General features: G+C 74.3%; 2 protein-coding genes. Both read right to left on the bottom strand.

All coding sequences use genetic code 11. The features are described 5' to 3' along the window. On the bottom strand, window positions 1–338 hold a 338-nt coding region (locus tag AB0L75_RS44430; RefSeq protein WP_365191970.1), incomplete at its 3' end, for an asparaginase. Window positions 339–419: 81 nt separating this feature from the next. Then, window positions 420–1,119, bottom strand: a 700-nt coding sequence (locus AB0L75_RS44425; protein ID WP_365191969.1) for an ABC transporter ATP-binding protein, incomplete at its 5' end; no start/stop codon positions are given.

The raw sequence follows: 1,119 nt of genomic DNA, 5'->3' as shown, positions 1-1,119 counted from the left end.
GACGCGTCGAGGCCGGCGTCCGCGAGCATGCGCTCGGCCAGCGCCTGGTGCCGGAGCGTGCCCCGGTGCGAGCCGCACGCGATGGACAGGGCCTCACCTGCCAGCGCCGCCCCGTGGCGCAGCGACGCGATGGCCTGGAACGGCTTCAGCGTGGAGCGCGGGTAGATCAGCGCGTCTGCGGGGCCGAGCCCGGCCAGCACCCGCCCGTCGGGGCCGGTCACGACGGCGGCGCCCGCCGTGCGGGACTCGACGAAGCCGTTGCGGACGGTCTCCACGAGCTCGACGGCGTCGGACAGGGCGAAGGTCTCGCCCGCGGGGGCGACGGTGGCGTGGGTCATGCGGTCCAGGGTAGCGAGGGCCCCAGACGCGCCGGGCGTCCGGGGCCGGTGGGCCGGGTCAGGTCCGGCGGCATCACCGGCTCACTCCGCGGAGAGCCGCCCGTCCACCATGGTCAGGGTGCGGTCCGTGGCGGAGAGGAACTCGTGGTCGTGCGTGACCATGAGCGTCGCCACCTGCTCCTCGCGGGTCAGCGTGCCCAGCAGGTCCACGACGGCGGCCGAGCGCTCGCGGTCCAGCGCGGAGGTGGGCTCGTCCACGAGCAGCAGCGTCGGCGAGGCCATCAGCGCGCGCACGATGTTCACGCGCTGCCGCTGACCGCCCGAGAGCTGGTGCGGGCGCTTGCCGGCCTGGTCGGCCAGGTCCACACGCTCGAGCAGCTCCAGGGCCCGCGCCTTGGCGGCCCTGCGGTCGGCGCGGGTGGCGTCACGGTCCAGGTGCACGGTCAGCTCCAGCTGCTCGGCCGCCGTGAGGGACGGGATGAGGTTGGGCTGCTGGAAGATCATGCCGATCTCCTGGCCGCGCAGCGCGGTGCGCTCCTTCCGGGACAGCCCGGCCATCTCGCGGCCGGCGACGGACACGCAGCCGGAGGTGGGCGTCACCAGGCCCGCGGCCACCGCCAGCAGGGAGGACTTGCCCGAGCCGGACAGACCCGTGAACACGACCATGGCGTCCCGCGGGAAGCTGACGTCGACGTCCTTCAGGTTGTGCTCGCGGGCGCGGCCGGTACAAGATCGAGGACGGCAAGTACGGCACGGTCGCCGATTCCACGGGTGCCGTGAT

Source organism: Streptomyces sp. NPDC052101 (assembly GCF_040680235.1).
In the GTDB taxonomy this organism is placed as follows: Bacteria; Actinomycetota; Actinomycetes; order Streptomycetales; family Streptomycetaceae; genus Streptomyces.
Note: the sequence above shows the minus strand (reverse complement) of the source record. Positions and strands in the feature narration are given on the sequence as shown.